We start from the raw sequence: 25,586 nt of genomic DNA on the forward strand, positions 1-25,586 counted from the left end.
ACTTCGGCTAGGATTTGCCTGAAGAGTTTTGCGTGTTTGTGATGGCGGTCATTGAGACGGCGGAAAAGATGCTGCCTGCGGGTCTGCGCCCGGCGGCTAGCCGTATGCTGCGCGCACTCGCTGCCGTCATGACGGCACGGGGAGACAAGGCTGCCGCCCAGCGCATGGCGCTGACCGCCTTTTCCATTCGCATTGTCAGCGCCAGTCTCGCCTTTCTGTCGCAAATCGTATTGGCGCGCCTCATGGGCGAATACGAGTACGGAATCTTTGTATTCGTCTGGGTTCTGATCGTCCTCTTCGGCGATCTTTCCTGCCTCGGCTTCCACACCGCCATTGTCCGCTTCCTGCCGCAATACAAGGCAGCGGGCGCGTTTGAAAAGATCCGCGGGTTGACCGGCACCGCCCGCATCTTCGGCTTGCTTTCCGGCACCGCCGCCCTTGCCGCCGGCATGATCGCCCTGCACGTCTTCGGCGAGAGGATCGAGAGCTACTACGTCATGCCGATCTTCCTCGGACTGATCGCCATGCCGATGATCGCGCTCGGCGACATCCTGGAAGGCACGTCGCGCGCCAATCACTGGCCTGTCATGGCGTTGAGCCCTGCCTACATCGTCCGGCCTGTACTCATCATTCTCTTTATGTTGACTGCGATCGGGCTCGGCGCGCCGCACACTGCGATGACGGCGATGCAGGCCGCGCTCGCCGCCACCTATGTCACCACCGTTGGGCAATACGTCGCGACGCTCTTGCGGTTGCGCCGTCATTACCACGAAGGTCCGCGTCAAGTCGATTTTCTCGGTTGGCTCGGCGTCGCTTTCCCGATCTTCCTCATCGAAGGCGTCGGCTTCCTCCTGACCAATTCCGACGTTGTCGTCGTCGGCATCTTCCTCGAGCCACACGACGTCGCGATCTATTTCGCTGCCGCCAAGACGATGGCGCTCGTCCACTTCATCAATTTTTCGGTGAAGGCAGCCTCCGGCCCTCGCTTTTCAAGCCTCATCGCTGAAGGGACACGCCAGCAGCTAGCGGCGGCTGCGATCGACGCGGCCAGATGGACTTTCTGGCCCGCGCTTGCAATCGGCCTTGCCGTGGTGGCTGCCGGTCACTTGCTGCTCTCGCTCTTTGGCGGCGCCTTCACGGACGGCTACGTGTTGATGGCGATCCTGCTCGCCGGCATTCTCTCCAAAGCGTTGGTCGGACCGGCTGAAACGTTGCTGATGATGGCGGGCAAACAGAACACGTGTGTTCTGCTTTATGCCGTAGCGCTTGCAGCGAACATCGGCCTCAACCTGCTCTTCATCCCCAGACTGGGCATCGAGGGCGCTGCGATCGCCACGGCCTCGGCCATGGGCGTGGAAGCCATCCTCCTGCACTTTGCTGTCCGGCATACGCTTGGCATCGCGCTCTTCGCCTTTGCCGCGTCTCCGGCCAAAACAGACATGGAAGCCCGATAAAATGGTCCGCAATCCTCCAGCTACCGAAACGACCGACGTCACGACGAACCGCATGGTTCACGAGCTTGCGGCTCTCGATTTCGATACGCCGCACGCGGACGCGCGTGTTGAAATCGGCCGCCCGGGCCGCGAGCTCTGCCTCTACTCAGGCAAGCTCGGCTACGAACTGCAGGAAGAGCTCGACTTCCTGTCCAATCGCGCGATGGAGCCGAACGTCTTCTTCACCGGGCGTTTTCTGGCGCCCGCCATGCCCCGCCTGGACGACAGGCAGGTTAGCTTCGCCCTGTTACGGGACCAGAACGACGCACGCAGCCGAATGCGCTTCCTCATGCCGTTCTCAGTCGAAAAGCCAGGCTTCGCCGTTGGCCCCTCGATCATCCGTGTCTGGTCGAACAGTTTCGCGCCACTCGGCACGCCGCTGATCGATGCCGAGGAAGCGGGCGAGACGCTGGACAATCTCTATGACGGCCTGACCCATCAAGACCTGCGCCTGCCGCAGATCCTGGTCCTTCCGGATGTCCGGCTGAACGGCATCTTTGCCCGTATGGCAAGGGCGGTCGCCATCAGCCGCAACCTGCCGATCACCATTACCAATCCCTACCAGCGCGCCATGCTGCAAAGCGACGAAGATGCCGTCGCCTACCTTCGCAGTTCGATTTCCTCGTCACATATGCGCGAGATGCGCAGGCAGTGGCGCCTGCTCGAGGAGCAGGGCACGGTCGTCTACAGCGTCGCCCGCCAGCCGCACGAAGTCCACACGCGCTTCGAGGAGTTCCTTGCGCTCGAGGCAGGCGGCTGGAAGGGCAAGAAGCGCAGCGCGCTCGTGACCGACCGCTACCACACCGCCTTTGCCCGTGAGGCCGTTTCCAATCTCGCCGCCGTCGACGCCGTGCGTATCCACACGATCGACTTCAACGGCAAGGCAATCGCTGCCACGGTGGTTTTGATGATGGGCGGCGAGGCCTATACGTGGAAGACGGCCTATGACGAAGCTTACTCGCGCTATTCGCCGGGCAAGCTGCTGATGGGCGAGTTGACGGAATGGCACCTCGACGACGCCAACATCATGCGCTCGGACTCCTGTGCTGTCCCTAACCATCCGATCATGGACCGCTTCTGGCAGGAGCGCGAGGACATGGGAACGATGGTGATCGGGCTTGCCCAGAATGGCGACCGCGACGTGCGCCAGGTGGCCGCCCAGCTTCACATGTATAGCAGCACGAGAAATGTTGCGAAGATGCTGCGCCAAAAGATCATGTCGCTTGCACGGCGCGGCAAGTCTCCGCAATAAGGCGCAAATCCCAAGAGCCTCAGCCGGCGCTGGCCCGCTCTCTGAGCAAGCGGCGGATAACCTTGCCCGTCGTCGTAAGCGGCAGTTCTGTAACGAATTCCACCTCGCGCGGGTACTCGTGCATCGAGAGACGTAGTTTCACCCAGTCGCTGATCTCCGACGCCAGTCCATCGCTCGGCTCGAACCCCGGCGCCAGCACCACATAGGCTTTGACGATCTCGGTACGGACGGGATCCGGCTTGCCCACCGCCCCGGCCAGTTGCACTGCCGGATGCCCGATCAGACAGTCCTCGATTTCCGCCGGTCCGATGCGGTAGCCCGAGGAGGTAATGACATCGTCATCCCGCCCGAAGAACGTCACATATCCGTCGGCGTCCTGACGGCCGATGTCCCCGGTCAGCAGCCAGTCACCAACGAACTTCCGCTCGGTTGCAGCAGCGTCGTTCCAATATCCGAGGAACATCACGGGATCGGGCCGGCGGATGGCTATCTGCCCGGCTTCGCCGATGACGAGCTCTTCGCCTGCTTCGCTGACGATCGCAACGCTATGCCCGGGCACCGGCCGACCGATCGCACCGGGACGACTGACCCCGATGGCGGCATTCGACGAGAGCACGAAATTGCACTCCGTTTGACCGTAGAACTCGTTGACGGTGATCCCCAGCGTGCGCTTGACCCACTCCTGTGTTTCCGCACCGAGCGACTCGCCTGCCGAACCGATCGTGCGCAACACGAGATCGTACTTGGAACGCGGATCAGGCACCGATTTCAGCAGCCGCAAGGCTGTCGGCGGGATGAAACCATTGCGCACCTTCATCTCGGCCATGATCCGATACGCCATGTCGGCATCGAATTTCTGCGCCGGTGAGGAGACGACGGGCACGCCGAGCAGCAGGCTTGGCAGGAGAGCGTTCAGTAACCCTCCGGCCCAGGCCCAGTCTGATGGCGTCCAGACCTTGTCGCTCGGTTGCGGAAAGCCTTCGTGCGCGAACTGCATGCCGGGTATGTGTCCAGCCAAGACCTGGTGCCCGTGCAACGCGCCTTTTGGCGGGCCTGTCGTTCCCGACGTGAAGATCATCAGCGCCGGATCGTGGGGTGCTGTCTTCGCGACCTCGAAGACAGGCGGATGGCTTTCGACCAACGCTGTAAACGATCGCACGCCATGACGATCGCTGTCGACGCAGATCACTTCTGCCAGGTCGGGCAGTCGTTCGCGTATGTGGCTAATGCGGTCGAGTCCGAACCTGTTGGTGATGACGGTGGAAGCGCCGGCGGTACGCAGCCTGTATTCCAACGCCTCGACGCCGAAGAGCAAGGCCAGCGGCAGCGCGATCGCGCCCATCTTGTAGATCGCGACATGGGCAATGACAGTCTCGAAAGACTGCGGCAGAAGCAAAGCGACCCGATCGCCTCTCTTTACCCCCAAAGACATCAGAGCATTGGCAAGCGACGAAGACCGATCCGCGAGTTGCCGATAGGTCATTGAGAGGTGATTGCCGTCGGGGCTGAAATGCTCAAGGCAGACGCGATCCGGCACGCGCTCGGCCCATTCGTCGCTGACCGCGCGGCCGATATTAAAATCCCCGGGTATATCCCACGCGAAATCGCGGTAGAGGTCTTCATAGCGATCGCGCTGCGGCAGTCTCATCGGCGAAAATCCAGTCAAATGCTGCAACAGCTAACACCCGAAACTCCGCCGACGCAAGCGCGAGACCAGCGGACGCCCCTCTGGTCGGTCACAAAACTTTTATGCGAGCAACCAACACTTTCGCGCTTGCCGCGCTAGATCAAGGAGCGCGCTGGGTAGCGATCGAATGTTTGGAGCAATTTCATGGACTACGTCAACTTTGGCGGCACCGGGCTGGAAGTTTCGAAAATCTGCCTGGGCTGCATGACCTTCGGCGAGCCTGCCCGCGGTAACCATAGCTGGACGCTCGGCGAGGAAGAAAGCCGGGCGCTGATCAGGCAGGCGCTTGATCTCGGCATCAATTTTCTCGACACGGCCAATGTCTACTCGGACGGATCGTCCGAAGAGATAGTCGGCCGAGCGATCCGCGACTTTGCCAAGCGCGACGAGATCGTGCTCGCGACCAAGGTTTTCAACCGCATGCGTCCCGGTCCGAATGGCGCCGGCCTCTCACGCAAAGCGATCTTCGACGAGATCGACAACAGCCTGCGTCGGCTCGGGACCGACCATGTCGACCTTTATCAGATCCACCGTTTTGACCATACGACGCCGATCGAGGAAACGCTGGAAGCCCTGCACGACGTCGTGAAGGCCGGCAAGGCGCGCTATATCGGCGCCTCCTCCATGTATGCCTGGCAATTCGCCAAGATGCTCTACACCTCGCGTGCCAATGGCTGGACACCCTTCGTCAGCATGCAGGATCACCTGAATTTGCTTTATCGCGAGGAAGAACGCGAAATGCTCCCATTCTGCCAGGATCAGAAGATCGCGGTGATCCCCTGGAGTCCACTCGCCCGCGGCCGGCTGACGCGCGACTGGGATGAGAAGACCGCCCGCAGCGAAACAGACGAATTCGGCAAGACGCTCTACAAGCAGGCGGAAGATGCCGATCGCGCCATTATTGGTGCCGTCGGCAAGCTGGCCGAGAAACATGGTGTTTCACGTGCCCAGATCGCCACTGCCTGGATCCTGCAGAAGAGCGCGGTGACAGCACCGATCATCGGTGCATCGAAAGCCAACCACCTTACTGATGCGGTCGCGGCGCTCGCCGTCAAGCTGGCGCCGGAGGACGTTGTAGCCCTCGAAGATCCTTACGTTCCCCACCGGGTCGAAGGCTTCAAGTAAAACGATTGTTGGCAAAGCGCCGGTCGCTGGCCTCGGCCGGCAACCGGCCAATTCGGTTTGCGCATTCCTCTCAAGGATCCACCATGACGACCATTCCCTTCGAGGCCCGCCGCTTTCAATCTACCGCCGCCTACTACACGCGTTATCGCGTCCCCTATCCGGATGAACTGATCGAGCGGATCGCTGAGCGCGGCGGTCTTGCGCCCGACGAACGCCTGCTCGATCTCGGTTGCGGTCCCGGCCAGCTCGGCATCGCCTTCGCGCGACTGGCCAAGGCGACCGTCACAGGCCTCGACCCCGAGCCCGAGATGCTGGAGGTGGCCCACGCTGATGCCGCCGCTGCCGGCGTTGATGTCACCTTTGTCAAAGGCTCTTCCTATGATCTTGATTCACGCTTCGCGCCCCTGAAGATGACGGTCATGGGGCGTTCTTTCCATTGGATGGACCGACTAGCAACGCTGACTGCGCTCGATGAGATCACCGTTGCCGACGGCTGCGTGGTGTTGTTTGGCGACCGTCATATCTCCTCGACGCCGGAGTGGCGACAGGCCGTGAACCCGCTTGCCGAAGCCTTCGCACCCGAGCGCAATGCCGATCGCGAACGACGCAAGGCACCCGACTGGATAGAGCATGAAAACATCCTGCTTCGCTCACCCTTCAACGATCTGGAGCGGATCTCGGTTATCAGGGAACGCAAGCTTGGCCTTGACGATATCGTCGGCCGCGCCTTTTCCACCTCTGTGACGTCGCCACAGGCGCTCGGCGAGAGAACGGCCGCATTCGAGGCAGAACTGCGCAACAGCCTTCTCAAGCTGTCGCCGGAGGGCGCCTTCGCGGAGGTGGTGGAGATCGGCGGCCTGATCGCACGCCGAAGCTAGCGGTCAGCGCTTCTTTACCGGAGAAAGCGCATCGCGGGTGGTATAAAGAAAGCTGTCGGAGAGCTCGCGGCTCTCGACGGCGCGTGCGAGGACGACGGCGCCCATCATCGCTGAGAGGGTCGTGAAGCCCTTCGCGCGCCGCTCCTCAGCCGTCTCGCCGGGAACGATACCGGATAGAATATCGACGAGCATCGAAAGCCCGTCATTGAAGGTCTCGCGCATCGGCCCGCGGCTGCGGCTGACCTCCTGGGCAAGCGAGGCAAAGACACAGCTGCCGCCTGGATCATCGACGCTGCATCGGGACAGATAGTGATTGAGCAGCGCATCCAGAGGCTGCGCCGGTGCCGCGGCAATGATCTCGTTCCAGCGGATCTTCACCTTTTCGATCAAGGTGCGGCTGACTTCGAGCGCCAGGTCCTCCTTCGATTCGAAATGCCCGTAGAATCCGCCATGCGTCATCCCGGCCGCCTTCATGATGTCGGCGACGCCGATACCGTCGAAACCCTTTTCGCGAAACAGCACGCCTGCGACCTGCAGGATCTTCTCGCGATTTTCGGCAAATTTCTCTCGGCTGACCCGCATTCATTTCTCCGCAATTGGCAGCTTGACAATTTATATGATGTCCATCATCAATATGCAATAATTATGATGATCATCATCTAAAATCCAGATCGTACGACAACCCCAGACGGAAGCGTCATTATGGTATCGACTGCACTTGCCTCATCGCTGGCGCGACGCAACATCCACTATGGATGGATTGTTGTCGCCGCAACTTTCCTGACCATGCTGGTGACAGCCGGCGCGATGGGCGCCCCCGGCGTCCTGATCAAGCCCCTTCAGGATGAATTCGGCTGGGAGACCTCGCAGATATCGTCGGCGCTTGCCGTCCGCTTGATTCTCTTCGGTCTCATGGGGCCTTTCTCGGCCGCCTTCATGAACTATTTTGGCGTCCGCAAGGTGATCGTCTTCGCGATGATCCTGATCTCAAGCGGCTTCGTCGGCTCGCTGTTCATGACTGAGCTTTGGCAGTTGCTTCTGCTCTGGGGCGTGGTTGTCGGCCTCGGCACCGGGCTGACCGCCATGGTGCTCGCCGCCACCGTCTCGGCCCGCTGGTTCACCAGGCACCGTGGCCTCGTGGTCGGCATGCTGTCGGCGAGTTCCGCCACGGGCCAGCTGGTCTTTCTGCCAATGATGGCGCAGCTGACGGAAACCTACGGCTGGCGCGCGACGGTCTTCTTCGTCTGTGGCATGATCCTGTTTGCGGCACTCGTCGTGCTCGCCTTCATGCGCGACCGCCCCTCCGATCTCAACCTGCCGTCCTTCGGAGAGGCACAGGTGACGCCGCCGCCCGCGCGGACCGGCGGACTGCTCACCATGCTCGCCGCACCTGTTGTCGTCCTCAAGGAGGTCTCAAAGACCTCGACCTTCTGGATCCTCTTTGCCACCTTCTTCATCTGCGGACTGAGCACAAACGGCCTGATCCAGACCCATTTCGTGACGCTCTGCGGCGATTTCGGCATCCTGCCGGTGGCTGCGGCCAGCGTTCTCGCCGTAATGGGCATCTTCGATTTCTTTGGCACGATCGGCTCTGGCTGGCTGTCCGACCGTTTCGACAATCGCTGGCTGCTTTTCTGGTATTACGGGCTGCGCGGACTGTCGCTGCTATTCCTGCCATTCAGCGATTTCACCTTCTACGGCCTGTCGATCTTCGCCGTCTTCTACGGCCTCGACTGGATCGCCACCGTTCCACCGACAGTGAAGATCGCCGCCGACCGCTTCGGCCGCGAAAAAGCTGGCATCGTCTTCGGCTGGGTCTTCACCGGCCATCAGCTGGGTGCCGCCACCGCCGCCTATGGCGCCGGCCTGTCGCGAACAGAACTGCAGAGCTATCTACCCGCCTTCTTCATTGCCGGCGCCTTCTGCCTGCTCGCCTCGGTCCTCGCGATCACGCTGAAGAAGTCGGGCCTTCACGCACCCGCTGCCGCCGGCGCACACTGACACGGTTTCCGGCCTGAGACGGCGGGCCGGAAACTCCAATAAATCAAGCCGAGAACTTCGCCCGCCGTCTTGCGCGCGCGGGCGAACGCATGCTAGACAGCCGCCTCGTCGGTATCCGTTGCCCCATTGGCGGAATTGGTAGACGCGCTCGACTCAAAATCGAGTTTCGAAAGAAGTGCTGGTTCGACCCCGGCATGGGGCACCACCGACAATCCCACTGCTGCTGCCAGACATCACCACCGGACAGTTTCTCTCGGGTGTTTTTTTGTCAGGCCTGGTCGACGCGTTTCCAGCACGATCGCTCAATGCGGCGCGCCAATAGCAACCACTCGGCGCCGATTGCGCCTAAGCGGTGCTCAAGCACGGCCGCAAGCAGGATCTTCAGTGAAAGCTTCCTGCGAAAACGACGCCCAGTGAGATAAAGATCATTGCCCCAACGATGACGGCAAGCTTGCTGATTGCGCCGGGGACGTGGACCCCTGCCGCATCGACCTTACATGCGAGATAGAGGGGGAATGCGACGAAGAAGATCGAGATCCACTTCGGGCGCATCATCGTCGCATCGACAGCCAGCATGATGACGAAGACCAGAAACATGCTGACGACAAGCATCCGGCCGATCACCCGCGTCCATTCGCTGCTCGCAGCGAAAATGGTGCGGAGATGCCCGCGATAGACAACGGCGAGAATAGCGATCGTCAATGCACAGCATTTGACAATTGATTCCACCAGCTCCAAGGCGGCGATGAGCTGCAGAGGCATCCCGTGGCTCGATGCTGCCCGCATCTTTGTCACCGTGTCACCGGTTGCCGCATCGAGATGGGTTACCGCCCAATAAACGTGCGGGGCAACAACAGCGAGACCAACCGCAATGGTCGCGGCCAGCCGCCAGTTGAGAACCAATCGGCGCAGGCTGGGTTCAAGCAGGAGCGCAACTACGGTCGCCACGGGGATGATCGCAAAGTTGTACTTTGCCAGAAATCCCAGGCCGGCCGCCGCGCCGAGAAGCGCGTAGTTGCCAGCCGACGGGCGCTCGGCCACTAACGTCAGCACGTAGAGGAACAGCGCAACAGCAGCGAAGGCGCCAATGCTGTGGGTCAAATCCCGCTGCGACAGCAGAAAGACCGCCGGCAGGCTCAGGAAGCCGAGAATGGAAATCCAGGCAGTGTCACGCTCTCCCACCACTTTGCGAGCAGCCAAGCCAAGAAACAGGCAGCTCATCAGCAACGTCGCATTCTTCATGAATGCCAGCGTATCGACTGACACGCCGAAGACCTTGGCGAAACAGTAGAACACCCAGTTGTAGAGAGGCGGCTGGTCGCCATAACCGAATTGCAACGCATGCGAGAGTGCGACTTGTTCCGCCTCGTCGGAGGCGAGATCGCCGCCGCGCAGCAGCCGAAGGACGAAGCTCGCGGTAAAATACGTTGCCAGCAGAAGGACGGGAAGGAGTGTGCTTAGCCGCGTCGAACGGCGAGGGGAAACATATGAACCACTAGTAGTATCCGTCAAATTTCGGCCCCATCTCCGCTCGCCTGGACAATGCTCTGTGGCGGAAACATGCAATTCCTCTGATAAACCGCACAACAGTTCACCTGTAACTTCGGGGACTTACCAGCGCCGTTCCTGCGGGGGGTGTTGCTCCAACGCAACGCTTGCCGAGCCGACCCGGTGGCAGCATTGCCGCCGCAATCTGTCTCTACCCACCATTTGGTTGGAGGTTGCAAATCAACTGTTTAACTTTTGAGGCGTTTCCGCCAAACTGCGGCCGCCCAAAAAGGAAAGCGCGCGCGTGCATCAGGAAGTATCGCTTATTGCCACAATTGCCGTGAGTTTCGTCTGTGCGGCGATCCTCGGTTACATCGCCGACCGACTGCGTCTGCCGCCACTGGTCGGCTATCTTCTCGCCGGCATTGCCATGGGGCCGATGACGCCTGGCTTCGTCGCCGATACCGAGCTTGCAAGTCAGTTGGCCGAAATGGGCGTCATCCTGTTGATGTTTGGCGTTGGTCTGCATTTTTCCACCGCCGATCTGCTCGCCGTGCGTGGCATCGCTGTCCCGGGCGCGCTCGCGAGGATCGCCATCGTCACGCTGATCGGTATTGGACTCGCCAACTGGTGGGGCTGGGGCCTTGGAGCCGGAATTGTATTCGGCCTCAGCCTGTCTGTGGCGAGTACGGTCGTGCTGCTGAAGGCCCTGGAAGAGCGTAACCTGCTGAATTCGGCCAGCGGCAGGGTGGCTGTCGGCTGGCTGATCGTCGAAGACCTGGCCATGGTTCTGGCGCTGGTGCTGCTGCCTGCCCTTGCCGGATTGCTCGGGGGCCATGCCGCCGATGGCGCCGGGGCCGGACTGCCGCTTCCCATGACGATTGCGTTGACGCTGCTGAAAGTCGGCGCCTTTGCCGTCATGGCAATCTTTCTCGGACCAAAGATCGTGCCCTGGCTCCTGACGCTGGTCGCCCGAACCGGCTCACGAGAACTCTTCACCTTGACGGTACTCGCGATAGCGCTGGGTATCGCATTCGGCTCGGCGGCAATCTTCGGCGTGTCGTTCGCGCTTGGCGCCTTTTTCGCCGGCGTGGTGATGAGCGAATCCAACCTCAGCCATCGGGCCGCCGCCGATTCGCTACCGCTTCAGAACGCCTTTTCCGTGCTGTTCTTCGTTTCCGTGGGGATGCTGTTCGACCCGTCGATCCTGGTGCGCCAGCCGATGGCGGTGATCAGTGCACTGGCTTTGATCATCGTCGGCAAGGCTATCATCTCTTTCCTGATCGTCGTCCTGCTTCGCTATCCGATCGGAATGGCACTGACGGTATCGGGCGGCCTCGCGCAAATCGGCGAATTCTCGTTCATTCTCGCCAGTCTCGGCGTTTCGCTTGGACTGCTACCGACTGACGGCAAAGATATCATCCTCGGATCGGCGATTATCTCGATCATCCTGAATCCGCTTGTCTGTGCTGGCGCCGAAGTGCTGCACACCCGGGTGCACACAAGGTGGCCGGTCCTCAGCAATCACTTTGGCCGCCGCCGGCACGAGGCACTCGGCCGAGAACTTGAAAAGATCCGGGCGATCAACGAAGCACGCGAACATCAGCATCAGCTCGAGATGCAGGAGCTTATCGAGACCTTCCCGTTGTTCGCCAAGGTGGACGAGGACTCGCAGGAGGAGTTGCTGCTGCTTTTCCGTCCGAAGTCGGCGCTTCCTGGCGAACGCGTGATCCGAAAGGGCGATCGTGGCGATGGCCTGTACTTCCTGTCTTCAGGTGCGGTCGAGGTGCAACTCCCGGACGGCCCGATCCCGCTCGAGCCAGGGGCGTTTTTCGGAGAGATGGCGCTTCTCAGCGGTGGACGTCGCACGGCGGATGTCGTCGCCGTCGACTTCTGCCAGTTCCTTGTGCTCGAACGGCGCGACTTCAACATGTTCACCGCAAAGCACCCCATCCTGCGTCAGGCCGTCAGCGAAATGGCGCGGGAACGCACCGAAATGAATGTGATGCGGCAACAACGCAGTCAGCCCTCCAGCGTCGCATCGTGACGCATCCGGCGCCGAGTGCGATCACGAAGATTTTTTGGCACGTCACCCTACGAACGACACAGCGCCCATTTACAGCCGCATCGGCGCCTCATAAAGCTCATGCGCCCGAAGCGAAAGGATTGGAATGCTCCGCAGACTCTACGACTGGACCATGTCTCTCGCCGCCCGGAAATCGGCCGAAGTCTGGCTTGCCGTTATCGCCTTCGTTGAAAGTTCCGTCTTTCTCGTTCCCGCCGATGTTCTCTTCCTGCCGATGGCGCTTGCAAAGCCCGAGCGCGCCTATCGCTATGCGTTAGTCGCGACCGTTGCCTCGGTGCTCGGCGGCATCGCAGGCTGGGCGCTGGGCTATTATGCCTACGATGCAATCGCTCGCCCTGTTCTGGAGTTCTACGGCAAGCTCGACGCCTTCGAGCAGCTGAGGCTCTATATTCATGACGAGTGGGAAATTCTCCTGCTCCTGCTCGTAACCTCCGGCTTGGCGCATCTGCCGCCGATCAAGGTGGTGACGATTCTTGCCGGCGTCATTCACATGAATCTCGGCTTCTTCATCATCTCGGCGATCGTTGCACGCGGTGCACGCTTCCTGTTCCTGGCGTGGTTGCTGCGCCGTTACGGCGAGCCGATCCGCCATTTCATCGAAAAGCGTCTTGGGCAGGTTGCGGGTGTTGTTGCCGCCGTCGCCATTGCGCTTGGGATTGCCTATAAACTACTTGCCCACTGAGCCATTTCCGCGGAGTCCTACATGCCTGCCTCGTTTTCCCTTGCACGCCCAGTCATCGGCTATTCGCTGGCACTCGCGCTCGGCATGGCGGTGGTAGTCGGCACCGCGCTCGGCTTCCAGTATATCGGCGGCTATATTCCCTGCGCCCTTTGCCTGCTGCAGCGCCAGCCCTACTACTACGGCATTCCGATCGCGATCCTCGGCGCAATCGCCTCCGCGGTTGGCCTTCCGAGCTGGATCGGCCGTGCGTTCCTGCTCGCCGCCGGTATTCTTATGATCGTCGGAGCCGGCATGGGCGTTTACCATGCCGGTGTCGAGTGGCAGTACTGGCAAGGGCCGGCGACCTGCTCGACCACGGCAGGCAGCATGACGCAGAACGCCGGTGACCTGTTGGGCGAACTGAACAGCATCAAGGGTCCGTCCTGCACCGACGCGGCGCTGCGCGTCCTCGGCCTGTCCTTCGCCGGTTGGAACGTGATCGCGAGCCTGGTCCTGGCCGCCTTCGCCTTCATCGGCGTCCGCAAGACGGCTTGAGCCTTTCCGATTCGAGACTGATCAGGGCTGCAGTTCGCTATCCCAGTACAGATAGTCGAGCCAGCTGTCGTGCAGGTAGTTCGGCGGGAAAAGCCGGCCGTTGTTGTGCAGATCCTGCACCGTAGGCTGGTACGGCTTCTGATTCGGGAACATGCCAGCCTGCTTCGGCAGCTTGCTGCCTTTTCTGAGGTTACAGGGAGAGCAGGCCGCAACGACGTTCTGCCAGGTCGTCTCCCCGCCATGGGCGCGCGGAATGACGTGATCGAACGTCAGGTCGTCATGTTCGCCGCAATACTGACATTCGAACTTGTCGCGCAGGAACACGTTGAAGCGGGTGAACGCCGGATTGCGGGAAGGCTGGACGTAGGTCTTGAGGCAGACGACGCTCGGGAGCCGCATCGAAAAGCTCGGCGAGGACACCGAATGTTCGTATTCTGCAATGATATTCACACGGTCGAGAAATACCGCCTTGATCGCGTCCTGCCAGGACCACAGCGACAAGGGGTAATAACTCAGGGGCCTGTAGTCAGCGTTCAGGACGAGCGCCGGCAGGGCCTGTGGGGAGACTGCAATCGTCAAGGGACTCTCCTGATCGATTCGGCATCTGCCCTCTTATATTAGGCCGGTTGTGACGGCATTGTGAAGTCTAATAAATTCAGGCATCAATCCTGTTGTTCAAGCACTGCAGTTCAGTCGATCGGCAATATGCCGCGACCGAGCTTGACGGCGTAATAGGCCCAGAAAAGCCTTGCCGCGACTGAACGCCATGGCGACCATGCACGAGCCAGCGAGGCCAGCTCGCGGGGCGGTGGGCGAACCCCGAGACCGAATGCCGCAGCCACGGCGTTCTGCAAAGCGACGTCACCGGACGGAAATACGTCCGCGTGGCCGCCGCAAAACATCAGATAAACCTCGGCGGTCCAGGGACCGACGCCCTTGAGAGCCGTCAGCTCTGCCAGCGCCACCTCGGGCGGCAACGCAGAGAGCGCCAGGAGATCGAGGCGACCGGAAGCCACCGCCTCGGCAATGCGCGCAAGCGTTTCGGCCTTGGCGCGCGAAAGGCCGAACTCCCGCCATGCGTCGGGATGAAGTAGCACATAGTTGTCGGCGGTCAGCAAGCCTTCGGCTGGCTGCATCCGCTTCCAGATCGCTTCGGCGCTGGCGCGCGACACCATTTGCGAGACGATGATGTGCGCAAGCCCCTCAAAACCGGGCTCACGCAGCCGCAACGGCAGCGGCCCGGCCTCGACCGCAATGGTAAAAAGCCGCGGGTCGAGGCGAAGCAGGCTCTCCAGCCCTTCCCTCACATCGTCGTCACTGCGAATGATCAGCACGCTTCCTCGCGATCCCACCGAATCCGTGGCAGAAGAAAGCATGACCGCGATTCCCCGTCAAAAGCCTGTCTTTCGTTTTGCGCCAAGCCCCAATGGCCCACTACATCTTGGCCACGCCCTGTCGGCCTTTCTCAACCAGGACATGGCGGCATTGTCGGATGGACGTTTCCTGCTGCGCATAGAAGACATCGACCTGACGCGCTGTACACCCGAATTGGAAGCCGGCATCTACGCCGATCTTGAATGGCTCGGTATCGACTGGGAACGCCCGGTGCGGCGTCAGTCGGAGCATTTTGTAGAATACCAGACGGCACTCGACAACCTGATCGGGCGCGGCCTCGCATACCCATCGTTCATGACGCGAGGCGAAATCAAGGCGCGGGTTTCTCTCACCGAAGCCGCCGGCAACCCCTGGCCGCGTGATCCCGACGGCTCGCCGCTCTATCCACCCGACGATCGTGACCGCTCCGCGCTCGACCGTCAGCAACTGCTCGCATCTGGCACGAAGCACGCCTGGCGTCTCGATATGGCGAAGGCCTTGACGGCTGCGGGCAGCGCCATTTCCTGGGAGGAGACAGGAGACGGCGACCGTGGCCGGATCGCTGCAGATCCTGGTGCCTGGGGGGACGTCGTCCTATCGCGGTCGGATGCGCCGTCGAGCTACCATCTCTCGGTGGTTCTTGACGACGCCCTGCAAGAGGTCACCCACGTGGTCCGCGGGCTCGATCTCTTTCATTCGACCTCGGTGCACCGGCTGCTGCAAAATCTGCTCGGCCTGCCGGTGCCAATCTATCATCATCATCGGCTGATCGCCGATGAAGACGGACGCAAGCTTTCGAAAAGCCGAAGCGATACGGGGCTTGCCGAGCTTCGCGAGCGCGGCCTGTCACCCGCCGATATCCGCCGCCTTGTGGGGCTTTGAGGTCTTGCCCTGCCCACCGCCCAAAAAATTGCTCTTGAAGATCGCACGTACTCGAAACTTCAGGAGCGCGGCATTGAGCTCTGCACCGATGATGAAGATGACGCCGACCATATAAAGAAAGATCAAAACGATCATCACCGATGCCAGGCCGGCGTAGGTCGCGGTATAATTCGCGAAGGTCGCCAGGTAGTAGGCGAAGATCAACGCTCCCGCCAACCAGAGCAGGAGCGTCACCAGGACTCCCGGCACGACGTCGAACACGCGCCGACGCCCCGCGGGCAGCCACAGATGCACGACGAAGAGGCCGACGGTCAGCATGAACAACGTACCGTAGACACGCCAGCTGAAGACAACCTCCAGCGTATCGGCAAAGAGCGGGAACCACTGGCGCGCATAATCGAGAGCCAGCGGCACGGCGACAAGCAGGATGCTGACGGCGGCAAAGATGATGACCGCGATAACGACATAGCCAAGGCTTGCAAGGCGCGTGAGATACCATGGCCGCGTTTCCTGGACGCGGTAGGCGCGGTTGAGCGAGATTCGCAGGGCCTCGACGCCGTTCGAGGCGAAGTAGGCGGCCGCCAGCACGGACACCGTGAGCAGGCCGCCGCGCGGTACCGTCAGAACCTGAATCACCTGATCGACGAGCGGTTTTGCGATCGCCTCGGGCCAGGTATCGAAGATCAGATGTATCGCCCTATCGGAAAACTGGTCGGCCCCCAGGAAGGTCGCCAATGTCGTCCCAAAAATGAGGAAGGGAAATACCGCCAGAAGCGTGGACAATGCGACATGGCTCGCCATCGCGAAGCCGTCGTCCTCTATAAGGTGGCAGATAGCATCGTAGACCACATCATAGAAGATGCGCATTATCTTCGGCATTGCGTCTCCCGGCTTTCGTCGTTGTATCGCCCGTTCGAATATGGGAAACCACTCCCATTTTGTACAGGAATCATTCCATGTCGGATCAGCGCACTATCATCGTGACAGGATGCTCTTCCGGCATCGGCGCACACTGCGCCCGCGCGCTGAAAGCTGATGGCTGGCGGGTCTTCGCGACCGTACGCAAGTTTGATGACTTGGCATCGCTCGAAGCCGACGGCATCGAAGCGCTCCGTATGGACTATACCCGCCCTGATACGATCTCGGATCTTGTGCGCGATGTGGTGGCGCTAACTGGCGGACGCATCGACGCGCTGTTCAACAACGGCGCCTATGGTCAGCCCGGCGCCGTCGAAGACCTTCCGACCGACGCCCTGCGCGCTCAGTTCGAAACGAACGTCTTCGGTTGGCATGAATTGACCCGCCAGGTGGTGCCGCTGATGCGCAAGCGCGGCCAGGGTCGGATCGTGCAATGCTCATCGATCCTCGGCGTCGTGCCGTATCGCTTCCGCGGTGCCTACACCGCCTCCAAGTTCGCGCTCGAAGGCCTCAGCATCAGCCTTCGCATGGAGCTGCAGGGCACCGGCATTCATGTGAGCCTGATCGAACCCGGGCCGATTGCCTCCCGCTTCACGGCAAACGCACTCGCAAAAATCAACGAGCACATCGACGTCAAGAACTCGGTGCATGCGGCAGATTACCGCCGTCAGCTTGCACGCCTTGACGGCTCGGGTAGTCCTAATCGACATAAGCTCGGTCCGGACGCCGTTTATGCCGTGCTGAAGCACGCATTGAACTCCAGCAATCCGAAACCACATTACCCCGTAACCACGCCGGCGAAGCAGGGCATGGTGCTGAAGAGGCTGCTGCCCGCTGACCTCTTCTACCGCCTGATGCGCTGGGTGGACTGATCAAGAAAGCCAGAGCCAGCATGTCCACGGTCACCTATATCCTCGCGATCATCGTCATGGGCATCGTCGCCCTCGTGTTGATTCGCGGGCTCTTCAACATGATGAAGGGCGGCAATCCGAATCTTTCTAACAAGCTGATGCAGCTGCGCGTGCTGCTGCAGGCAATCGCCGTGCTCCTGATCATGCTGACGCTCTGGCTGACCGGTGGCGGCCGCCCTAGCTAAGGCGGGGAAGAGAGAGGGGAGAGGCATGGTAAGGCTCAATAAGATCTACACCAAGACCGGCGATGACGGCACGACGGCGCTTGTTTCCGGGCCGCGTCGCCTGAAATACGATCTACGTGTCGAAGCCTACGGGACGATCGATGAAGCCAACTCCGCGATCGGCGTCGCGCGCCTGCATATGCAGGGCATGCCGGTCCTGGAGCGGATGCTGATGTTGATCCAGAACGACCTCTTCGACCTCGGCGCGGACCTTGCGACGCCCGACGATGGCAAGCCGCCGGCGCACGAGCCGCTGCGCATCGTCGATAGCCAGGTCGCACGCATCGAGAGTGACATCGATGAGTTGAACGCGGACCTGCAGCCTCTGAAGTCTTTCGTGCTGCCGGGTGGTCACTCGGCCGCGGCACACCTTCATCTCGCCCGCACGATCGCACGCCGGGCCGAGCGGCTGATGGTCGAGCTCGCCCGCGCCGACGGCGAAGTCGTCAGTGAAGCGGCATTGAAATACGTCAACCGCGTTTCCGACTTCCTGTTCGTCGCCGCCCGCCATGCCAATGACCGCGGGCACGCGGATGTGCTTTGGGTTCCGGGGAAAAACAGGTAGGTTCCTCGCCGACCATGTGACGCGAACGCCGGGGGCAGGCTTCATGTTCATACCACTGCACGATGCCAATACGCTGAAGCATATCAAGGTCCAATGGGTGACGATGGCGCTGATCGCGGTGGACTTCGCGATTTGGCTATTCACCGGGGTTGTCGCCAGCCAGTCTGTGTCGCAGGCGACGATTGTCGGCCTGGGTTACATTCCTGCGGTATCCTTTCATCACGCAACGCTGGCGCCGGCGCTGGCCCTCATCCCCGAACCACTGACCTACATTACCTACTCCTTCGTGCATTCCGGTTTCTGGCACCTCGCGCCAAACATGCTCTTCCTTTGGGTCTTCGGCGATAATGTCGAAGACGCGATGGGGCATTTCCGTTTTCTTATCTTTTATCTGCTTTGCGCGGCTGCCGGCGCTCTCGTCCATGGGCTCGTGGGCCCGACATCGGAAGCGCCGCTTGTAGGCGCCTCAGGCGCGATCTCCGGCGTGGTCACCGCCTACGTCGTCTTGCATCCCCGCGTGAAAGTCTGGGTATTGGTGCTGATGCGCGTGCCGCTGCCGTTGCCGGCCTTCGTCCCGCTGCTTTTGTGGATCGGCCAGCAGTTCGTCATGCTGGTGCTGGAGCCAAACGGCGGCATTTCCTGGGGCGCGCATGTCGGCGGGATCGTCGCCGGTGGCGTTCTGGTTCTCGTCATGCGCCGCCGCGGCGTTCCGCTTTTCGATCGCGAAGTCGTCATGCCGAGGGCCGTCAGGGACCGGCCGACGCCCAACCCGGCAATGGTCGCGGTACCTGGCCAACCGCTACGTCCGCGGCTGCCCTGGGATAAGCCCTGACCCCATTATTGACGTGAACGTAAAGGTAATATACTCACGGGATCAATTTGCCATTCTGCGGCATGTGAGCGTTGTGTTTGGAGGAAAAACGCGTATCCATGTCGCCATTCGACAATCGGAGCAGCGCCGAAACGCGCATTTTCTTGGCGAAAGAGTTGAAGGAAGGACCCCATGAAAATTCTCGTCCCCGTGAAGCGGGTGGTTGATTACAACGTGAAGATCCGCGTGAAGCCGGATGGCACAGGCGTCGAGCTCGCGAATGTGAAGATGTCGATGAACCCGTTCGACGAGATCTCGGTGGAGGAGGCGCTGCGGCTAAAGGAAGCCGGCAAGGCCGAGGAAGTCGTTGTCGTGTCGATCGGTCCTGCCAAGTCTGAAGAGACACTGCGCACCGCACTCGCCATGGGCGCGGACCGGGCGATCCTGGTCGAGACCGACGATGCCGTCGAGCCACTCGCCGTTGCCAAAATTCTCAAGGGCGTCGTCGACGCTGAAGAGCCGGGTCTCATCATCGTTGGCAAGCAGGCGATCGATGACGATTCCAACCAGACCGGCCAGATGCTGGCGGCGCTGCTCGGCACCGCGCAGGCAACCTTCGCCTCGAAGATCGAAATCGGTGATGGCAAGGCAACCGTGACGCGCGAAGTCGACGGCGGCCTGCAGACCATCGACGTCAAGCTCCCGGCCGTCGTCACATCAGATCTGCGCTTGAACGAGCCGCGCTATGCCTCGCTGCCGAACATCATGAAGGCGAAGAAGAAGCCGCTCGACAAGAAGAGCCCCGCCGATTTCGGCGTCTCCACAGCGCCGCGCCTGAAGGTCTTGAAGACCGAAGAGCCGTCCGGCCGCAAGGCGGGCGTCAAGGTCAAGTCGGTCGCCGAGCTGGTCGAAAAGCTGAAGACCGAAGCCGGCGTCCTCTAGGGTTCGAGAAAGGGAGATTATATCCATGGCCATTCTTCTTCTGGCTGACCACGACGGCAGCCACCTTTCCGACCAGACCGCCAAGACGCTGACGGCGGCATCGAAGATCGGCGGCGACGTCACCATCCTCGTCGCGGGTGCCGGCGCCAAGGCCGCCGCCGAACAAGCTGCCAAGCTGTCGGGTGTTTCCAAGGTGCTGGTTGCGGAGGACGCAGTCCTTGCCAACAACCTCGCCGAACCCCTGGCGGCCCTGATCGTTTCGCTCGCGGCAAGCTATGACACGCTCATCGCCGCCGCCACCTCGACCGGCAAGAACGTCATGCCGCGCGTTGCCGCCCTGCTCGACGTCGCCCAGGTCTCGGAGATCATTGAAGTGGTCTCTGCCGACACCTTCAAGCGGCCGATCTATGCTGGCAACGCCATCCAGACGGTACAGGCGACCGACGCCAAGAAGGTCATCACCGTGCGCACTGCCTCCTTCGCCGCCGCTGCCGAAGGCGGTTCCGCCGCGGTTGAGACCGTCGCGGCTGCTGCCAATCCCGGTCTGTCGACCTTCGTCAAGGACGCACTGTCGGCCTCCGACCGTCCGGAACTGACCTCGGCGAAGATCATCATCTCGGGTGGCCGGGCGCTGGGCTCGGCCGAGAAGTTCAAGGAAGTCATCCTGCCGGTCGCCGATAAGCTCGGGGCCGCCGTCGGCGCCTCGCGCGCCGCCGTCGATGCCGGCTACGCCCCGAACGACTGGCAGGTCGGGCAGACCGGCAAGGTCGTGGCACCTGACCTTTACATCGCCTGCGGCATCTCCGGTGCCATCCAGCATCTCGCCGGCATGAAGGATTCGAAGGTCATCGTCGCCATCAACAAGGACGAAGAGGCGCCAATCTTCCAGGTCGCCGACTACGGCCTCGTCGCTGATCTGTTCGATGCCCTGCCGGAACTGCAGAAGGCCCTGTGAAACGAGCAGATGCCTTCATTTCGCACTTGCGAATGACTGGAAAATTATCTTTTTAAGGGCTACTACTTCTGCCGGGCGATCATTCGTCCGGCAGTTTTGCTAGAAAAATGCGGCGGCGCGGCGGCGCATGCCGAGCGGGGGTTTGGAGATGAATGCGGTGTTGAAAACGGTTGGTATCATCGGCGCGGGCCAGATGGGTTGCGGCATTGCACAGGTTTCGGCAACGGCCGGCTACAAGGTCCAAATCTACGATCTCTCCGACGAACGCGTCCAGCACGGTCTCGCCACCATCAATGGCAACCTCGCCCGCCACGTAACGAGTGGCAAGATGACGGACGACGAGCGCTCCGCCACGCTTTCCCTGATTTCAGGCTCCTCCGACCTCAACGATCTCGCCGCCTGCGATCTGGTGATCGAAGCGGCGACCGAGGACGAAAGCGTCAAGCGCAAGATCTATGCTCAGGTCTGTCCGGTCCTGAAGCCGGAAGCGATCCTTGCCACCAACACATCCTCGCTCTCGATCACCCGGCTTGCCTCAACCACCGATCGGCCCGAACACTTCATGGGCATCCATTTCATGAATCCGGTTCCGGTCATGAAACTCGTGGAGCTGGTTCGCGGCATCGCGACCGACGAGGTGACCTTCGCGACAGCCAAGGAATTCGTCGCATCGCTGGAAAAGACCGTGACGGTCGCCGAGGATTTCCCGGCTTTCATCGTCAACCGGATCCTGCTGCCGATGATCAACGAGGCGATCTACACGCTCTATGAAGGCGTTGGCACCGTCGATGCGATCGACACCGCAATGAAGCTCGGCGCCAACCACCCGATGGGACCGCTGCAGCTCGCCGATTTCATTGGTCTCGACACCTGCCTGTCGATCATGCAGGTGCTGCACGACGGCCTCGCCGACTCCAAATACCGCCCCTGCCCGCTACTGGTGAAGTATGTCGAGGCCGGCTGGCTCGGCCGTAAATCCGGCCGCGGCTTTTACGACTATCGCGGCGAAACGCCGATCCCGACGCGCTAAGGTTTGGCGGCGGCCAGAGCAGCGGGAATCCCCTGCTCCACTACCAACGCCGTGAGTGCTCGCTCGACGCGAATTCGGATTTCCGCGTTTTGACCGGCTCGTGCATCAAAGCAGGCGGCGCCAATCGTTAAGTTCCGCCTTCCTTTTGCTTTTCTTGCCGCCCGAGCGGTTGATTCCGCTCAACGCTGGTTTGAGAGCTACTCCTTGATGTCAGGCTCGACGAGCTTCGCCAAGTTGCGAAGCGATTCCTGCCAGCCAAGATAACATGCCTCCGGAGGGATCACGTCTGGCACGCCCGCCTGGACGACATCGAGCTCTGTGCCGACCGAGACTTTTCGAAATGTCACGGTGACTTCCATTTCGCCGGGCAAGTTGGGATCATCGAATTTATCCGTGTAGCGAAGCTTCTCGCCCGGTACCAGTTCGAGATAACTGCCCCCGAAAGAATGGCTGTCGCCGGTCGTGAAATTCCGGAAGGACATCCTGTGTGTTCCGCCGACGGTCGGCTCAAAATGGTGGACCGTGCAGGTAAACCCATTGGGTGGAAGCCATTTGGCCAGCGCGTCCGGCTCCACGAATGCGCGATAGACTTTCTCGGGACTGGCCCCCAGGACGCGATGAAGACGTATCGTATTGGGCATGACGTTCCTCCTTTGGATTGAACTCTGAGAACGCGCATAGGACGAACCTGCTACGGTCAATCCGACAACGGGATTGAATATTTGGCACCAGCCTGGCTCGGTCCATTCAGCAGCGCCGAGCAATGCATGCCATATCTTTGCGGAGCGAAACCGGCAAAGCGATCCCATCTGAGGGGGCGTTCTTTACAGTAATATACGTCCCCAATGATGCCATCTTATGCATGATCTCCGCGTTCAATCTCAATCCGATCTGACAGAAAGAGTGCGAAATGTTGAAACGCAATTTAACGGTGGCGATCGTCCTAGTTGCCTCCGCCTTTCACTCCGGAGCAGCGAGCGCCCAGACCTTGAGCTACGCAGACGCGGTGACGAAGCTGGCGGATGACTGCGGCGCGGACATCCAGAAGCTCTGCAAGGGGCTAAATCTCGGGAATGGGCGAATTGCAGATTGCCTGCAGCAGAACGCCGCCAAGGTGTCGGCAACTTGCAAGGGCTCGTTGAGCACCGCCTTCCAGTCGATCACCCAGCGCGAACATGCCCAGGTGTCGTACAAACAAGTCTGTCAGAGGGACATGTCGAAGAGCTGCTCCGGCATCAAGGGTGACGGCTTTGTTCTCGCCTGCCTCGTCAAGAAGGAAAAGCGTGTCAGCAAGGAATGCAACCAGGTCATTACCGATGCGGGATGGAGATGAACCAATGAAGCGCATTTTTTCAAGGATGTCCCTGGCCATCGCCGTCGCGGTTCTCCTTCCCGGACTTGCCGCCGCACAGGAGGTGTCGCAAGAGCGGATCGTCAAGGGACTGGGCAAACTGACGGCAGCGGCCCCTGTGATCGATCTCGTGATTTTGCGCGAGGAGGCGATCAGTGGCGGAAGCAAGCCGATGTCGGCACTTCCAAATTGGCAACGGATCGCGAAGCTGCCGCAGATGGTTGTCGAGATCAATTTCGAGAATGACTCCGTTTCCATTCAGCCGAAGTCGTACCGCACACTCGGGATGATCGCCGACGCCCTGCATCATCCAAACCTATGGGCCTACAATTTCCTCATTGTCGGTCACTCAAGCGCGACAGGCGATGAAAAGCACAATCTCGAGCTTAGTGAGCAACGTGCGGCGGCCATCAAGGAAGCTCTTTCGACAACCTTCGCAGTCGATCCTCGACGCCTCTACGCCGTCGGCGTTGGTGAACACTTGCCGATCGAAGGCACCGATGTGAACGGGTCGAACAACAGGCGCGTGCAACTCATCAATCTTGGGGTCTTCAAGAGCAAATCGTAGTTTGACAGGGATTGCACGGCGTCGAACGAAACGCCGTGCAATCCGATGAACCGCTGCGGAGCGAAGGCGACAGCGGACGAGAGTCGCCGCCGGACGCACCCTTCTCGATGCCGCTCGCGGGGACTATTCTTTCTCCCGGACTCCCTAACCTGGCGATTGGAGGGCTCGTGTCGGTAGGCAGCCGTAGCAAACTTCCCTTCGTGTTGGCGGTCGCAACGCTTCCGACGATTTTTGCATCGGGAAGCGATGCGGCGGATCTCACCGTTCGAATTGATAGCGGAATGCTGAGAGGCGAGAGGTCAGGCACTGTCCTAAGCTTCAAAGGAATCCCCTACGCGGCACCGCCGGTCGGCAGGCTGAGATGGCGCAATCCGACACCAGTACAAAAATGGACCGGCGTCAGGGACGCGCGCAACTTCGGTCCTTCATGCATGCAGACTGACGACGTGCCGAAGTCCGAGGATTGCTTGACCCTCAATGTCTGGAGACCCGCCAAGCACTTCGAGAGATCGCTTCCGGTGATGGTTTGGATTTACGGCGGCGCGCTTGTTCACGGAAACACCGCTCAATATCCCGGCAACCAGCTTGCCGCCCAGAGAGTCGTGTTCGTCAGCATGAATTACCGCATGGGACGGCTGGGCTTCTTTGCCCATCCCGGGCTCATAGCGGAATTGCCCGGCGAACCGGTGGGCAATTATGGTTACATGGACCAGCTTGCAGCCTTGAGGTGGGTCCAGCAAAACATCAGAGCCTTCGGTGGCGACCCAACAAAAGTAACCATATTCGGAGAGTCAGCAGGTGGCGGCTCGGTGATGGCACACATGATATCGCCGCTATCACGAGGACTTTTCCAGGCAGCCATTTTGCAGTCGCCGACCCTCCCCACCGCGCGTGCGCGAAGCTTGCAGCAGCCGTCATTGAAACAAGCCGAGAAAATCGCGTTGGACTACGCAAAGTCTCTCGGAATTGCTGGCAGCGATTCAGCCGCTCTGGCGGCGCTCCGGGCGCTGCCTGCTGAAAAGCTGACGGAGGGTGCGTCTGCCCAAGCGGTGCTGACAGGAATGTCGACGGGTAAGCCCATTGTCGGCGTCTCCGGTCCGATCGTGGATGGGCGGTTCTTGCTCGAAACACCCGAAGCGGCCTTCGCAGCACGACGGCAGGCGTCAGTGCCCGTCATTGTGGGTGCGGATAGCCTTGGTCTTGGCATCGGTCAGGCGGCGTCGAAAGACGACCTCTTCCAGATGTTCGGAGAGCAGGCAGCGGAAGCCCGTGCGCTTTATGACCCAGACAATCAGGAGACGCTTGATGCGCTGAAACAGCGGGTCCTCGCCGACAAGACGATTATTGAACCGTCTCGCCATCTCGCTGACGAGATGCTCCGAGCGGGTCAGCCGACGTGGTGGTATCGTTTTTCCTATGTCGCCGAGGCCCTGCGCAACGATCCGACATGGAAAGGCACTCCGCACGGCTCCGAATTTCCCTATACGTTCGATATTCCTGCCGCGTTGGTGAAAGGCAAAGTTACGCCAGCCGACTGGGCCATGGCCGCGCTGGCGAGTGCTTATTGGGTTGATTTTGCAACGAAGGGTGATCCCAACGGCGGATCCCGGCCGAATTGGCCAATCTACGATCCCAATGTCGATAAAGTCATGAGATTCACCAATGGCGGCGCGCTTGTAGCGCCCGATCCGCTGAAACGCAGGCTTGATCTCTGGCAACGATATTGGAACGAACAGAACTGACGGGTCAGGCGCTGCGGTTCAGAGGGCTTGGCCGGTGTTGTGCCGCAAGTGGCGACGCGAGATTTTTGGACAATTCTATTTCTGGTG

At 60.6% G+C, this 25,586-nt stretch carries 26 protein-coding genes and 1 tRNA gene; 20 read left to right on the forward strand and 7 right to left on the reverse strand.

What is annotated here, in order from left to right; all coding sequences use genetic code 11:
• Positions 1-41: 41 nt before the first annotated feature.
• Positions 42-1,454: a lipopolysaccharide biosynthesis protein gene (locus tag FHX16_RS06485; protein ID WP_183863818.1), complete on the forward strand. Its 1,413-nt coding sequence runs from the start codon at positions 42-44 to the stop codon at positions 1,452-1,454.
• Between the two features lies 1 nt (position 1,455).
• On the forward strand, positions 1,456-2,745 hold the full coding sequence (locus FHX16_RS06490; RefSeq protein WP_183863599.1) for a GNAT family N-acetyltransferase: 1,290 nt from the start codon (positions 1,456-1,458) through the stop codon (positions 2,743-2,745).
• 19 nt (positions 2,746-2,764) lie between these two features.
• Here FHX16_RS06490 and FHX16_RS06495 read toward each other — a convergent pair whose 3' ends face one another.
• Complete coding sequence (locus tag FHX16_RS06495) at positions 2,765-4,393, reverse strand: AMP-binding protein (protein ID WP_259126845.1); 1,629 nt, start codon at positions 4,391-4,393, stop codon at positions 2,765-2,767.
• A gap of 183 nt (positions 4,394-4,576) precedes the next feature.
• Here FHX16_RS06495 and FHX16_RS06500 point away from each other — a divergent pair, with 183 nt between their 5' ends.
• Both FHX16_RS06500 and FHX16_RS06505 read left to right on the forward strand, forming a co-directional pair.
• Positions 4,577-5,557, forward strand: coding sequence for an aldo/keto reductase (locus tag FHX16_RS06500; protein ID WP_183863603.1), 981 nt, complete (start codon positions 4,577-4,579; stop codon positions 5,555-5,557).
• An 83-nt stretch (positions 5,558-5,640) separates the two neighbouring features.
• The gene (locus FHX16_RS06505; protein WP_183863605.1) at positions 5,641-6,435 is read left to right on the forward strand and encodes a class I SAM-dependent methyltransferase; all 795 of its coding nucleotides are present in this window, start codon (positions 5,641-5,643) and stop codon (positions 6,433-6,435) included.
• A 3-nt stretch (positions 6,436-6,438) separates the two neighbouring features.
• Here FHX16_RS06505 and FHX16_RS06510 read toward each other — a convergent pair whose 3' ends face one another.
• Positions 6,439-7,017 (reverse strand): TetR/AcrR family transcriptional regulator, encoded by a 579-nt coding sequence (locus FHX16_RS06510; RefSeq protein WP_183863607.1) that lies wholly within the window; start codon positions 7,015-7,017, stop codon positions 6,439-6,441.
• Between the two features lie 120 nt (positions 7,018-7,137).
• Between FHX16_RS06510 and FHX16_RS06515 the strand changes: the two genes are divergently transcribed.
• Complete coding sequence (locus FHX16_RS06515; protein ID WP_183863609.1) at positions 7,138-8,436, forward strand: MFS transporter; 1,299 nt, start codon at positions 7,138-7,140, stop codon at positions 8,434-8,436.
• A gap of 120 nt (positions 8,437-8,556) precedes the next feature.
• A tRNA-Leu gene (locus FHX16_RS06520) sits at positions 8,557-8,641 on the forward strand.
• Positions 8,642-8,817: 176 nt separating this feature from the next.
• Here FHX16_RS06520 and FHX16_RS06525 read toward each other — a convergent pair.
• Positions 8,818-9,948, reverse strand: a complete 1,131-nt coding sequence (locus FHX16_RS06525) for a glycosyltransferase family 39 protein (RefSeq protein ID WP_183863611.1) — start codon at positions 9,946-9,948, stop codon at positions 8,818-8,820.
• A gap of 280 nt (positions 9,949-10,228) precedes the next feature.
• On the opposite strand from FHX16_RS06525, the gene FHX16_RS06530 reads away from it, so the two are divergent.
• From FHX16_RS06530 to FHX16_RS06540, 3 genes are all read left to right on the forward strand, one after another.
• On the forward strand, positions 10,229-11,971 hold the full coding sequence (locus FHX16_RS06530) for a cation:proton antiporter (protein WP_183863613.1): 1,743 nt from the start codon (positions 10,229-10,231) through the stop codon (positions 11,969-11,971).
• Positions 11,972-12,095: 124 nt separating this feature from the next.
• Positions 12,096-12,692: a YqaA family protein gene (locus tag FHX16_RS06535; RefSeq protein ID WP_183755281.1), complete on the forward strand. Its 597-nt coding sequence runs from the start codon at positions 12,096-12,098 to the stop codon at positions 12,690-12,692.
• A 21-nt stretch (positions 12,693-12,713) separates the two neighbouring features.
• Positions 12,714-13,226: a disulfide bond formation protein B gene (locus tag FHX16_RS06540; protein WP_183863615.1), complete on the forward strand. Its 513-nt coding sequence runs from the start codon at positions 12,714-12,716 to the stop codon at positions 13,224-13,226.
• Positions 13,227-13,247: 21 nt separating this feature from the next.
• On the opposite strand, the gene FHX16_RS06545 is transcribed toward FHX16_RS06540, so the two are convergent.
• Entirely contained in the window at positions 13,248-13,805 is a 558-nt protein-coding gene (locus FHX16_RS06545) for an HNH endonuclease (protein WP_007790722.1), read from the reverse strand.
• Positions 13,806-13,915: 110 nt separating this feature from the next.
• Positions 13,916-14,602 carry a DNA-3-methyladenine glycosylase gene (locus FHX16_RS06550; RefSeq protein ID WP_183863617.1) on the reverse strand — a complete coding sequence of 229 codons (687 nt, stop codon included), beginning with the start codon at positions 14,600-14,602 and terminating at the stop codon, positions 13,916-13,918.
• On the opposite strand from FHX16_RS06550, the gene gluQRS reads away from it, so the two are divergent.
• Entirely contained in the window at positions 14,601-15,482 is an 882-nt protein-coding gene (gene gluQRS / locus FHX16_RS06555) for a tRNA glutamyl-Q(34) synthetase GluQRS (protein ID WP_183863619.1), read from the forward strand. The two genes, FHX16_RS06550 and gluQRS, sit on opposite strands and share 2 nt — an antisense overlap.
• Here gluQRS and FHX16_RS06560 read toward each other — a convergent pair.
• Entirely contained in the window at positions 15,447-16,361 is a 915-nt protein-coding gene (locus FHX16_RS06560) for a YihY/virulence factor BrkB family protein (protein WP_183755277.1), read from the reverse strand. The two genes, gluQRS and FHX16_RS06560, sit on opposite strands and share 36 nt — an antisense overlap.
• 77 nt (positions 16,362-16,438) lie before the next feature.
• Between FHX16_RS06560 and FHX16_RS06565 the strand changes: the two genes are divergently transcribed.
• The 7 genes from FHX16_RS06565 (at position 16,439) to FHX16_RS06595 (ending at position 21,838) form a co-directional block, all read left to right on the forward strand.
• On the forward strand, positions 16,439-17,272 hold the full coding sequence (locus tag FHX16_RS06565) for an SDR family oxidoreductase (protein ID WP_183863621.1): 834 nt from the start codon (positions 16,439-16,441) through the stop codon (positions 17,270-17,272).
• Between the two features lie 20 nt (positions 17,273-17,292).
• Complete coding sequence (locus FHX16_RS06570; RefSeq protein WP_007790735.1) at positions 17,293-17,496, forward strand: twin transmembrane helix small protein; 204 nt, start codon at positions 17,293-17,295, stop codon at positions 17,494-17,496.
• A gap of 25 nt (positions 17,497-17,521) precedes the next feature.
• Positions 17,522-18,100, forward strand: coding sequence for a cob(I)yrinic acid a,c-diamide adenosyltransferase (locus FHX16_RS06575; RefSeq protein WP_114713933.1), 579 nt, complete (start codon positions 17,522-17,524; stop codon positions 18,098-18,100).
• 43 nt (positions 18,101-18,143) lie between these two features.
• Entirely contained in the window at positions 18,144-18,932 is a 789-nt protein-coding gene (locus FHX16_RS06580) for a rhomboid family intramembrane serine protease (RefSeq protein ID WP_183863623.1), read from the forward strand.
• 171 nt (positions 18,933-19,103) lie between these two features.
• Positions 19,104-19,853, forward strand: coding sequence for an electron transfer flavoprotein subunit beta/FixA family protein (locus tag FHX16_RS06585; protein WP_183863625.1), 750 nt, complete (start codon positions 19,104-19,106; stop codon positions 19,851-19,853).
• 25 nt (positions 19,854-19,878) lie between these two features.
• On the forward strand, positions 19,879-20,808 hold the full coding sequence (locus FHX16_RS06590) for an electron transfer flavoprotein subunit alpha/FixB family protein (RefSeq protein ID WP_183863627.1): 930 nt from the start codon (positions 19,879-19,881) through the stop codon (positions 20,806-20,808).
• Between the two features lie 148 nt (positions 20,809-20,956).
• Positions 20,957-21,838: a 3-hydroxybutyryl-CoA dehydrogenase gene (locus FHX16_RS06595; RefSeq protein WP_016556416.1), complete on the forward strand. Its 882-nt coding sequence runs from the start codon at positions 20,957-20,959 to the stop codon at positions 21,836-21,838.
• Between the two features lie 197 nt (positions 21,839-22,035).
• On the opposite strand, the gene FHX16_RS06600 is transcribed toward FHX16_RS06595, so the two are convergent.
• Complete coding sequence (locus tag FHX16_RS06600) at positions 22,036-22,479, reverse strand: SRPBCC family protein (protein WP_183863629.1); 444 nt, start codon at positions 22,477-22,479, stop codon at positions 22,036-22,038.
• 269 nt (positions 22,480-22,748) lie between these two features.
• Between FHX16_RS06600 and FHX16_RS06605 the strand changes: the two genes are divergently transcribed.
• From FHX16_RS06605 to FHX16_RS06615, 3 genes are all read left to right on the forward strand, one after another.
• Positions 22,749-23,171 (forward strand): cysteine rich repeat-containing protein, encoded by a 423-nt coding sequence (locus FHX16_RS06605; protein ID WP_183863631.1) that lies wholly within the window; start codon positions 22,749-22,751, stop codon positions 23,169-23,171.
• Between the two features lie 4 nt (positions 23,172-23,175).
• Positions 23,176-23,757: an OmpA family protein gene (locus FHX16_RS06610; protein WP_183863633.1), complete on the forward strand. Its 582-nt coding sequence runs from the start codon at positions 23,176-23,178 to the stop codon at positions 23,755-23,757.
• A gap of 167 nt (positions 23,758-23,924) precedes the next feature.
• Entirely contained in the window at positions 23,925-25,499 is a 1,575-nt protein-coding gene (locus tag FHX16_RS06615; RefSeq protein WP_405049263.1) for a carboxylesterase/lipase family protein, read from the forward strand.
• The last annotated feature ends 87 nt before the right edge of the window (positions 25,500-25,586 follow it).

The sequence above is a fragment of the Rhizobium sp. BK661 genome (genome assembly GCF_024808825.1).
Classification (GTDB): domain Bacteria; phylum Pseudomonadota; class Alphaproteobacteria; order Rhizobiales; family Rhizobiaceae; genus Rhizobium.

Excerpts from the sequence above, each read along its gene's own strand:
- FHX16_RS06485 (WP_183863818.1), top strand. The coding sequence starts at position 42 with ATGGCGGTCATTGAGACGGCGGAAAAGATGCTGCCTGCGGGTCTGCGC.
- FHX16_RS06490 (WP_183863599.1), top strand. The coding sequence starts at position 1,456 with ATGGTCCGCAATCCTCCAGCTACCGAAACGACCGACGTCACGACGAAC.
- FHX16_RS06495 (WP_259126845.1), bottom strand. The coding sequence starts at position 4,393 with ATGAGACTGCCGCAGCGCGATCGCTATGAAGACCTCTACCGCGATTTC.
- FHX16_RS06500 (WP_183863603.1), top strand. The coding sequence starts at position 4,577 with ATGGACTACGTCAACTTTGGCGGCACCGGGCTGGAAGTTTCGAAAATC.
- FHX16_RS06505 (WP_183863605.1), top strand. The coding sequence starts at position 5,641 with ATGACGACCATTCCCTTCGAGGCCCGCCGCTTTCAATCTACCGCCGCC.
- FHX16_RS06510 (WP_183863607.1), bottom strand. The coding sequence starts at position 7,017 with ATGCGGGTCAGCCGAGAGAAATTTGCCGAAAATCGCGAGAAGATCCTG.
- FHX16_RS06515 (WP_183863609.1), top strand. The coding sequence starts at position 7,138 with ATGGTATCGACTGCACTTGCCTCATCGCTGGCGCGACGCAACATCCAC.
- FHX16_RS06535 (WP_183755281.1), top strand. The coding sequence starts at position 12,096 with ATGCTCCGCAGACTCTACGACTGGACCATGTCTCTCGCCGCCCGGAAA.
- FHX16_RS06540 (WP_183863615.1), top strand. The coding sequence starts at position 12,714 with ATGCCTGCCTCGTTTTCCCTTGCACGCCCAGTCATCGGCTATTCGCTG.
- gluQRS (WP_183863619.1), top strand. The coding sequence starts at position 14,601 with ATGACCGCGATTCCCCGTCAAAAGCCTGTCTTTCGTTTTGCGCCAAGC.
- FHX16_RS06550 (WP_183863617.1), bottom strand. The coding sequence starts at position 14,602 with ATGCTTTCTTCTGCCACGGATTCGGTGGGATCGCGAGGAAGCGTGCTG.
- FHX16_RS06560 (WP_183755277.1), bottom strand. The coding sequence starts at position 16,361 with ATGCCGAAGATAATGCGCATCTTCTATGATGTGGTCTACGATGCTATC.
- FHX16_RS06565 (WP_183863621.1), top strand. The coding sequence starts at position 16,439 with ATGTCGGATCAGCGCACTATCATCGTGACAGGATGCTCTTCCGGCATC.
- FHX16_RS06570 (WP_007790735.1), top strand. The coding sequence starts at position 17,293 with ATGTCCACGGTCACCTATATCCTCGCGATCATCGTCATGGGCATCGTC.
- FHX16_RS06575 (WP_114713933.1), top strand. The coding sequence starts at position 17,522 with ATGGTAAGGCTCAATAAGATCTACACCAAGACCGGCGATGACGGCACG.
- FHX16_RS06580 (WP_183863623.1), top strand. The coding sequence starts at position 18,144 with ATGTTCATACCACTGCACGATGCCAATACGCTGAAGCATATCAAGGTC.
- FHX16_RS06585 (WP_183863625.1), top strand. The coding sequence starts at position 19,104 with ATGAAAATTCTCGTCCCCGTGAAGCGGGTGGTTGATTACAACGTGAAG.
- FHX16_RS06590 (WP_183863627.1), top strand. The coding sequence starts at position 19,879 with ATGGCCATTCTTCTTCTGGCTGACCACGACGGCAGCCACCTTTCCGAC.
- FHX16_RS06595 (WP_016556416.1), top strand. The coding sequence starts at position 20,957 with ATGAATGCGGTGTTGAAAACGGTTGGTATCATCGGCGCGGGCCAGATG.
- FHX16_RS06600 (WP_183863629.1), bottom strand. The coding sequence starts at position 22,479 with ATGCCCAATACGATACGTCTTCATCGCGTCCTGGGGGCCAGTCCCGAG.
- FHX16_RS06605 (WP_183863631.1), top strand. The coding sequence starts at position 22,749 with ATGTTGAAACGCAATTTAACGGTGGCGATCGTCCTAGTTGCCTCCGCC.
- FHX16_RS06610 (WP_183863633.1), top strand. The coding sequence starts at position 23,176 with ATGAAGCGCATTTTTTCAAGGATGTCCCTGGCCATCGCCGTCGCGGTT.